Here is an 11,075-nt window from a genome sequence, read left to right as displayed (position 1 = left end):
TTATGAAAAATCTAATAATATTCAGTTGGCTAATCATTGGATTTGTAAGCAATGCCCAAGCCCCACAAAGTTATTCGTCATTTTTACCGGAACCAGGTAAATATTTGGTTAGTGGTTGGGTTAAGGAAGACCGAAGTCATGTAAAAACTTATGATAAAAGTTTTATTACGATTAACCTGTTAGATATTGATGGTGTAACTCCGATGAACACCTATTCTTTTCTTCCGCAAGGTAATATTATTGACGGGTGGCAACAAATAGTTGGTGTTATAGAGGTAACTGCTAATCACAAATATATTGATATAAGTCTAATAAACGATAGTGATTCTTTTGATGTATTTTTTGATGATATACGATTTTTACCCTTCCAAGGAAATATGAAGAGTTTTGCTTATGATAGTGAAACGCTTCGTTTAATGGCAGAGTTAGATGAGAATAATTATGCTACTTTTTATGAGTATGATTTAGAAGGAGGATTAGTCAGGGTTAAAAAGGAAACCGAAAAGGGGATTTTTACCATTCAAGAAACAAGATCAAGCACCAAGAAAAATGGGAATTAATAAATTATTATGTTGTCTTTTAGTATCGGCAACTGCTTTTGCTCAAACCAATAATAAGAAAGAGATTTTGAGTTTGTTTGAGAAGGCTAAAAAAGTCTATGAATCAAATAATTTTTTTCAGATTGAAACGAAATGTTCTATTTATACCAGTTACAATGCTACGGTGCCCAAAGAGCAATATACTGGTCTCATATTAAAAAAGAGTAATGAATATTATTCTAAAATAGGCATGATAGAAATGGTATCGCTCAAGGATTTTCAAATTGTTATTGATAATGGTTTAAAGAAAATCTCCGTTTCTGAAATGGAAAATGCCAATTCGATGGAGAAAGCCTATGACCTTACCGGTTTTTGCCAAAATTTTAATTCGTTTGTACTGACTTCACAAAACAATAGTTGGGTATGTACTTTGACAGCACCAAAGGTGGCGTTTGCACCCTATGGTAAGATGATTGTTTATATTGATAAATCGACTAATAGAATAACTAAACAAGTTGTTTATCTATTGACCTCGATGAAGTATAAGGATGCAAAAGGAAAAACAAAAGAAGCCTATCCAAAGATGGTTACTGAGTTTATAAGTTTTAAAAGCGATATAAGCAAACATCAATATAAATTTTCGAGTTCACAATATATTACAAAATCAAAGGGCGAATTTTCGGTCTCAAAAAATTATACAGGTTATAAATTAATTGATTAACTATTTAAATCATTAGGATTATGTTAATAAATGCCAGAAAAAAATATATTTCAAAATCGATAAGCTTTTTAGTTATTGCCTTTTTTGTAATGGTTAATTCCTCAATATTATTTGCTAAAGAAAGAGTTAAGGAAGAAAAATTTAAAAGCAACGGAACCCATTTTGTTGGTGCAGATAGTGCTACAATAGCCAATGGCCTATCCATTTCTATTGGTCAAACCTATACTTTTGTATACGATGAACCACTTAGTACTGAAAGAATGGTAATCAGTAGAAAGACTTCAATCGCGCTTTCTATAGATGATTACATAGCACCGTTTTACTGGTATGATTTAGTGTATAATTTTAAAATAACTCCAATCGATATTGATGGGTCACCAATGACCTCATTTGATATCAAATTAAAAGTAACAAATAATCGTTATGGTGGATTTTTATTAAATTTCATTGATTTAGATAAGTATGTGTTAGATGATATCAATTGTAAAGGGTTTATCATAGAACCGTTATCATTTATTACGCATAATTATGACACTGGAAACGATGAGACTAATTTACCTTTGAACGTTGTTTTAAAGTTATCTCATATTGAAGAGACCTATTTTAAATTGTCAGACTTTAGCGCTGAATCTTTAAATCCAACGTCTAATATTAATACAATTGATAATACAGTTAATTTTTCTTGGACAATGATTCCTGAAGTTGAAGAGTATGAATTGGAGTGGACCTGGGTTGATAATTATGCCGACACTTCATTGAATGATTATCTAGAGGCCGGAGCGATTAATTTTTCAGTTAGAGATTTTGAGTTGAATAATACAAGAGTTCAGTTAACTGAGAATAATTATAAAATCCCCCTAATATATGACAGTGGATACATCATCTATAGAGTGCGATTTATTGGGCGTTATTATGATTTATCAGATCCGGGAAATTCTTCAAAAATTAATTATTACAGTGATTGGAGTTGTACTAATGATGCTCAAAAAGTTGGTGACTGGTGCAAAGTAGTACAAGTAAGTCCTCATCAGGTAACTTTAAACTGGCAATTCCAAGCCTCTTATGCTGAAAAAGGGAAGAAGAAAGATGTAGTTTCTTATTTTGATGGAACTTTAAGAAATAGACAAACAGTAACTAAAACAAATACCAATAATAAAACAATTGTTGGAGAAGTAATTTATGATGAAGAGGGTAGACCAGCGATAGAAGTTCTACCGGCACCAATCGATAATCCTGCTTTAAATTACTATCCAAATTTTAACCGTGATGCAATAAATAAACACGTATACTCGTATCATGATTTTTCAGCTTTAGAGGAACTTAATTGTAATTTCACTTCAGTTGGGATGTCAAAAAAATATGGCGCCAGTTATTATTATTCAGATGAAAGTGTGGTTCAAAATAATAATCAAGATTTTGTCCCTGATGCAAGACTGTTTCCTTTTTCTCAAATAAAGTATACTAATGACAATACCGGAAGGATTGCCAAGAAAGGGGGTGTTGGTGACAAACACCAAGTAGGAAACGGACATGAGATGAGCTATTTTTATTCTGTTCCTGCTCAAGAGGAGTTGAATAGACTATTTGGTTACTATGTAGGTAATGCTCAACATTATAAAAAAAATGTTGTTATAGACCCAAACAAACAAGTTTCTGTAAGTTATATTGATCCACAAGGTAGGACTATTGCAACTGCATTAGCAGGAGAAGGTCCCGATAGCTTGAAACCTTTGGAGGAGAGTATTGGTGAATTTGTGCAAAATAATCAAGATTTACTCAATAAGATTAGTCAACTTGATGTTGATACTAATGAGGATAACAATGTCAAATCATTAAACAATTTTGATAATTTGGCTGATGGATTGCGCTATGATGCTCAAAAAGTAAATACAAATGCCAACACGGAATTTAATTTTTACTATAATTTAAATATTCCAAAATCATTTCATTTTGCTTGCGAAACCTCCGAGGGCAATTTGCAATTGTATTATCCATTTGTCTATAAATTGGATATTGAATTTAGAGACGATTGTGGAAATTTGATGAGTGGAGAATCTGGTATCTCTGTTGGAGACCCAAGTCAATTGACGGTTCCCCAAGCCACCACCACGAGTTATGATAGAAGTTTTAGTTTTTTACCACCAGTTGGCGTTTTTGGTATATCAAAAAGATTGGTCGTTGACGAAGTTGCCTTAAATAAATTTGCTGATGACTTTATTGTAAGAGCCATTGAATCAGGATGTATTTTAAGAGCTCAAGCGCCCAATGTAGATACTGAAGGTTGCCGAACTACTTGTGAGGTTTGTACACAAAACTTGATGAGTATGACTTATGGCGGATTTAATGGCGATGAGGCTTACTTGAATCAAATGTTAGCGTCCAACTATGATTTGAATCAGCTGTTAATTGGAAGCCAACCTTATAACGATTTGAAGGCACTTTTAACAGTAAGGTACAACCGTGAATTTGAATTGTTAATAGAAGAGTGTCAAAGGCCATGTGAAATACCCGGTGTTGTAGTAGGAGCAATAAATAATAATGAGGTTATAGAGTCAGTTATGTGTAGCAATAGCGTTAATCAATTAATGTCTGATATGCTACCATCAGGTCAGTATGGAGTTGTAAAATCGAGTCTTGATGATGAAGGAAATGTTGTTGAAGATAGTAGTTCTTCAGTACCATTAGAGATAAGTGATTTTCCTTTGTCCGTTTATAATGAAGATAATGAGTTGTTTGTTTATGTATCCGGATTGATACCCAATCAGAAGAGCTGGAGATATCCTCATTATTTTAACAAAAATAGATTTGATATTGATATCGATGGTAACGGATTGACCAACGATGATTATAAACATTATTTTAATGAAATTGGAGAAATTGATTATATCACCGTTAGATGGAATGCTAATTTAAACAGTTTTGAGCCACCTTTAAAGAATGGTTATAGCACGATTGATCAATTAACAACTCAGTTTATTAATGCTACAGTTGATGCTAGTTCAGGGACATATAAGGTAGAACCACAGTACCTTGCCAATGTTGAAGATTTTATTAGCTATATTAATCAAAAAGAGTATTGGGCGCTTTCTTTGGTGGTTTATCATCCGGAGTTTCATTATTTGGATTATCAGTATGCCTACTGTGATCCGAGTTATAATATCACTTTTACAGACCTAGATGTTAATTATGATGATCAACCTGATACCGTAACTGTAAATTCTGATGGATTTGATCAATTGCTTGAAAATATCAACACCTATGCTGATGCAAAAGATGCAGGTTTATTGAATAATGCTTTGACCTTTTTTAAACATGATCCCTACTTTCAAAAACCTCACCCTCTAGATGGTATTGTTATTTCACAGCCTAGCGGAACTTTGGCTACAGAGTCAAATAGCACTATAGTAGGTAGTTATTATGATCCAATTGAAGATTTAAAGAATGAGTTTTGGATTGCCAGAAAATCTATCATGGGACAAGCTTTGGATTTGACTTCTGGTTCTGAAGTTGAACCTACACCTGCAACTTACCTTAGTCAAGATGATCATGGATATGATGATACTGGGAAAAGGATGGTCAGAGCAGTTTTTGATGTTGTTGCTTGCAATGGTCCAGGGTTTGATTGTGATTTGCTTCCAAATGCAAGTTTTGAAGACGTTAAAAATGCTATTGAGAACACTTCTAACTTCACAGATGAAGATCGGGACAGATTTTGGGGTTTCTATAAGTCTTATTATTCTACCTTAAAGCAAAAGATACAGCATGCCTTTATTAATACACATGCTGCCAGAAATGGTGCCTATAATGATTGTATTGGTAATGAAGACCCACAAAATTTAAACACCATTACCACGGTTCTAAATGATTATCAGCCAGAGAAAAATGATATTAGAACTTGGCGTGGGAATGGAAATGTTCCTGCTACCATAACAGCAACCGATATAACCAATTTATGCGGTCAATTAACGAGTACTTCAGGAACTGATTTAGCAGATTTATTGGTTGATTATGAAAAAAGATTTATGCCCTATGATGGTCTTTATGATTCTGAGCAATCCAATCAGCAGAATTTGAATAATTTACTGTCTGCCGGTAATACCGCTTATTATCAAGAAACGGGTCTTTGCCCTATTTTGAGAGATTTGCAGGTATTTTTTGACACTGCAGTGAAAAGATCGAGTATGATTCCTGTTTTTAATGGGACAACTATGACTACGACTAATCAACCATTAATGAATTTTATTACACCTACCTTACTTGCAGCTATTGGTGGTAATTATGCTCAGACAGGTTTTAATGTTGCTACAAGTTCAATTGCAACAGACGGTAATGGAAATCATTTAGCTTTCAATTTGTCACAAACATTATTAAGCATTGCTGTGAGTCCTTTTGTTTTGACATTGCCACTCACCGGGATGCCTGCAGGATGCACTTGGAGCAACTATGGAACAGGTTCAGGAAATTGGAGTATTACTCAAATGGGTCAGATTATTGCGGATGGAGTTGACAATAGTTCAACCCCTGAAAGCTATGAGTTTAAAATACTGGCAAAGATTAAAAAGCCTGATGGTACTTTTATTGAAAAAGTGTTATCAGGAAAGACCAAAGCAGTTTTAAATTGTGGAACCATATCGGCCTCCAGTAATAGTTCAATTGTTGATTTGGGAGATTCGCCAAATTGTGATGTAAAGGAAACCTTTGCAGATGATTTGAAAAACTTTTTAACCGCTTTGAGAAATGATGATATAATTAACTCAACCGGTCAAAATATTACTACTAAAACTTATTTTACGAATAGCCCTTTATGGAATTTCTTCGGAATTCAAGCAGGAGATGTTGTTCTGTGGAATGGTAATATTGGAAATTATACTCTTTTGGTTAATAATGTGCAACGATTGAATATTAATGCCACAATACCTAGCACTTTATCGGGTGTAAACTTTTTCAATAACATTTATTCGCTCAATATTGGGCAATTGAATGCTAGCAGTCATACTATTCATGGAGCTATTGTTGATGGCAGTAATTACAGTTTTGAGGGGGTAATAACAGGAAGGGTTTTAAAGCCATTATTGTTAACTTGTTGTTCCCCTTGTGGAGATATTGATGCAGATGGAGATGGAATCGGTGATAACGGTATTTTTTCACCAACCGGATGTGATACTTGTGATGACAGGGTTCCTGAAAATAACTGTATATGCGCTACCAGTTTGTGTGGTCAATGTAATACCAAAAGAGTAGCTTTTATTTTTAAGGCAAATTATAATAGTAGTATTGCTTTTTTATGTGATGACTTAATTAATTTGGGGAAAGAAGTTGTTGAATTTAGTAATGAACACCTTACTACGGGTAGTTCAACCAACCCGTTTGATTATATCTATGCAAATGATGCTTCTACTGGAATGGCCCGATTTCAATTAAAAAATAATATAGTTCCCCTTATAGTCCCTGATCAAAGGTTGGATAATAATAATGTAATAGTGGATAATTGTAATGATACGCACGCATTTCCGTTTGGTTCCGTTTATAATATTGTTACTACGGCTAGTGCTTTTGGAATACAAAATGATGGAGGTGGAAATGCAACAATACCAGCCATAAATACGCTTTTGCAGAACACACCAAACGCCAATGTTAGCGCGAAAAAGATTGATTTAGCAGTGTATTTTATAAGTAGAGATGCTGTTGGAGGAACTTATGATGTTGGTGGAGTAAATGCTACAAGTTTTACTAATTTTTTTGATACAAATCAAGGGAGAGCCAAAAGACCCTTCTTTGTTTTGTTTAATGCAAGTGCTGATGCAGGTTCAGACGGGCTTTATAATTTTGGAGGCGTAACTACTGCTAATGATTATGTTCAAAATATATTAAATTCTATCAATGCAGTTAACGGCACTAGTTTAACTCCGGTTTTGTATAGCGGTAGTAACGCTTCAACAGCAAATTACATCGTTTATAGTACGAGAAATGGTAGTCCTATGTTTGCAACCGGTTTGGATAATGGTTTAAGCAAAGTTTTGGAAAATGTTTATGACAGTATAACTGATTATCCCTATACGGACAATAGTTGCCAAATAGACCAAAAAAGGATATTACAAAAACAGCGATCTGACTTTTTAGAAGGAAGAGCAACCCCATGTCCTTGTATTCCTCAAGTAGTTGCCCCTGTTGCCTGTGATGAAGCCTATGATACATACATACTATATATGCAACAAAAATTTGGGGTTGGAAGTAGCCAAGCTATACAGTATGCAAATTCTAGTCCAACGGAAAAAGATGCGAAAGATCGTTTTTGTAATGCTAACTTACAATTTCTTGTAGCGGGATATAAGCTTTATTTGGACGGACTTGGAGTAAGTTCTAATAATATGTCACATTATATTAGTATCGCTACTTTTGGAGCAACATCCTTAAATTATGGATTTAATGATTATGGTTCAGTGATTAATGAATATGTTGATTATTTATCGAATCATATTAACGAAGAAGATTTGAAATCTTGGTCTGAGTATGTAGATTTTTATTTATCGCAGAATCCATCGATTTGTCCTCCTAGAGCTATGATTTCCTCAGTACAAAGTATTATTGATGTGCCGGTTAACTGTGAAGAGATTGCTCAGAATTTGGCTGAGTCTTATAATCAGGATGCTTACAATGCGTATATACTAGAAAAAAGAAATGCCTTCATAAAAGCTTATCTTAAAGAAGCCACAGAAGATGTAGTTGAAAATTTCAATATGAATTTTCAAGATAAGGAGTATCAATATACACTTTATTATTATGATCAAGCCGGAAATTTAATTCAAACAGTAGCTCCAGAGGGGGTAAATAGAATGATTTTAGGACCTGAGCAAAATCAACAAATCGATATAGCTAGAAGGGATGATGTTAATATTTCTCTACTCCCTAGTCATAAATATAAGACTATGTACCGGTATAATTCATTGAATCAATTGGTTTGGCAGTCAACTCCTGATGGCGGAGAAACACGATTTGCTTATGATAAGCTTGGTAGGATTGTAGCTTCACAGAATAAAAAGCAAAAAAATGTAGGATATGTTAATGATTTGTCATTAAGTCTTGGCACTCGATTGATGACAGAAGGAAATAGTATATACAATTCAGGAAGTACAGGGCATTATAGTGAGACCCATGGATTTTCCTTGCTTTCTGTTAAAAAAGATGGTTTAGCAGAATTTACCGTTAGATTATTAGGAAAACCAATAAATGTACTCAATGGAACTATTTTTGGGTTTGATGCCGAAAAGGGATTATCCGGAAATTTTGTTTATGCTTTTTTTCTAAAAAGCGGAGGACAATTTGAAATTAGTGTTTCAGGTGTAAATCATCTTCAAACTAGTTTAATCAGTGATGGTGACCAGTTGAAAATAGAGTTAAGTGATGGATTTGTGAGATTTTATAAAAACGATTTGCTTTTACTAGAAGTCGTGAAAACTATTGGACCGGCTTTGTATTTAGGTTTTAACTTACCGCGTCAGGAGGCGAGATTGGATGAGCTAAGAATGGCAATTGGAAAATATTTAAAAGATTTCAGTTATACTTGCTATGATGGTCTTGGCAGAATTAATGAAGCCGGTCAGTTTACTGCTGAGGTTCCAATTAAAATTGATGATAGTGGAAAATTAGTTTATGTTAACGATTTATCTTGGGTTGGTGTTGGTATAAATAATCCGAGTGTAGCAGACGATGATTATCCACATAACGTTTCAAGAAATCAAGTGGAGGTTACTAAAACTCTTTATGATGATTATGGTCCTTTCAATCCTAATGATTTTTTAACTCCTCAAACAGTAAGAAATAATAGAAACCGAGTAACCACTATCTTGACATTTGATACTGCTGATATTTCTACGCCATTGGAAAATAATGAGACTGCCATTTTTTATAATTACGATATTCATGGAAATGTAGAGGAAATGGCACAAAGAATAAGTCCTGATATTCTTAATGTTGATGGCCAACCCAACGGCGTGGTAAAAAGAGTTAATTATGAATATGATTTAATTAGTGGTAACGTTAACAAGGTAATCTATCAAAAGAATATTGTAGAAGATCAGTTCATTCATAGGTATAATTATGATGCAGACAACAGAATCAAATTTGTTGAAACTTCAAGAGATAATGAAATATGGGAAAGAGATGCAACGTACGAATATTATGAGCATGGTCCATTAGCTAGAGTAGTTACAGGTGACAAAAAAGTACAAGGGACGGATTTTGCCTACACTTTGCAAGGATGGCTAAAGACAGTAAATTCTGAAAACTTGTCTACAAGTAATAAAGATATGGGAGGTGACGGTAATCATGTTTCCAAGGATGCTTTTGGGTTCTCACTTTCTTATTTTGAAAATGACTACTCTGCCAGACATCAGGGAACAAATGATGCACATTTTGTTTCTGTAAATAGTGGTATTGGCACTTCTCCTCTTTATAATGGAAACATTAATAAAATGATTACTTCGGTAAGAGGTGTTAATGAAGAGATTTTACCAACTCAAATCAATTTGTATACGTATGATCAGTTGAATAGAATCTTTGAAATGAATACATACAGTGGTACTCAGCATGAGGCATCATTTGCATCGCAGACAAGCTACAAAAGTGATTATAGTTATGATAAAAATGGTAACCTTCAAACGCTGAACAGAACGGCTCCAAAACTTTTAGAACCTGATAATCCGGCAACAGAAGTAATGGCTTCTATGGATAATTTTTCATATCACTATAAACCATTCACCAATAAATTAAGACACGTTTATGATAATCCTCTTTTATCTACTGATTTTGAAGAAGATATTGATAATCAAGAGGATGACAATTATAAGTATGATGAAATTGGTCAATTGATTAAAGATGAATCGGAGCATATTTCAAATATTGAGTGGCGTGTTGACGGTAAAGTAAAAAGTATCAATAAGCATGACGGTCGTGAATTTATTAATTTCTTTTATGACGGTTTAGGTAACAGAGTTGCCAAACAAGTTACTGCAGAGAGAAGAAGACCAGTAACTACTCACTATGCAAGAGATGCGCAAGGGAATGTAATGGGGGTTTATAAATTGGCACTAAATAATGTGTCAGCCGGGTCAATGGAAAACGGTCAAACAGACTACAGATTACAAGAACACCATATTTATGGTAGTAGTAGATTAGGACTTCAGGATTATGAAACTTATGAGATCCCAACTTCTAATCATTATCAAAGGCTGGTTGGCGACAAACGATTTGAACTATCTAATCACTTGGGTAATGTGCTTAGCGTTATTAATGACAAAAAAATTATTAACCAAAATGTTGAGTTAATTTTAATAGATAATTTTGATAATGAAGAAATCGGTTGGGATCCTAGAAATAGTGAGACTAGCGTTTCAATTAATGAGGGGAGAGAGCTGCAAATCTATTCTAAGGACAGTATTTTAGGTATTGGAGTTAAAAAGATAATAGAGTTGGAAGCCAACAAGACTGTAATGTTTAACATGAATGTTAAAAGGTTAGGGGATTTTCCATCTGTTGCGACTCTTCGATTTGAAGTTTTAGAAGCGGGGAGTCAAAATGTACTATGGAGTGCAATAGTGCCTGCCAACGGGATAGTTTCAGGTTCATTTACTCCTACAGTCACCGCGGATTATATATTGAGTTTGAGTCTGACTAGTCCTCAACTAGTTATGGCTGATTTTTCGTTGGACAATTTTTATGCCTATATAGCTCCATCAACACCGGTAGACTTTGTATCTTTGTTTTTACCTGACGTTCTTAACTATAATGATTACTATCCTTTTGGACAGTTAGTACCA

General features: G+C 34.1%; 3 protein-coding genes. All 3 read left to right on the top strand.

The window, feature by feature from the left end; genetic code table 11:
- The first annotated feature begins 2 nt into the window (after positions 1-2).
- The gene (locus B3C16_RS02550) at positions 3-560 is read left to right on the top strand and encodes a hypothetical protein (RefSeq protein WP_291128464.1); all 558 of its coding nucleotides are present in this window, start codon (positions 3-5) and stop codon (positions 558-560) included.
- Entirely contained in the window at positions 550-1,260 is a 711-nt protein-coding gene (locus tag B3C16_RS02545) for a hypothetical protein (RefSeq protein ID WP_291128462.1), read from the top strand. Before B3C16_RS02550 ends, B3C16_RS02545 begins: the two co-directional genes overlap by 11 nt.
- 20 nt (positions 1,261-1,280) lie before the next feature.
- On the top strand, positions 1,281-11,075 hold a 9,795-nt coding region (locus tag B3C16_RS02540), incomplete at its 3' end, for a DUF6443 domain-containing protein (protein ID WP_291128460.1).

Source organism: Flavobacterium sp. UBA7682, from assembly GCF_002482945.1.
GTDB lineage: Bacteria > Bacteroidota > Bacteroidia > Flavobacteriales > Flavobacteriaceae > Flavobacterium.
Note: the sequence above shows the minus strand (reverse complement) of the source record. Positions and strands in the feature narration are given on the sequence as shown.

Coding starts and splice junctions, on each gene's coding strand:
- B3C16_RS02550 (WP_291128464.1), top strand. CDS start 3: ATGAAAAATCTAATAATATTCAGTTGGCTAATCATTGGATTTGTAAGC.
- B3C16_RS02545 (WP_291128462.1), top strand. CDS start 550: ATGGGAATTAATAAATTATTATGTTGTCTTTTAGTATCGGCAACTGCT.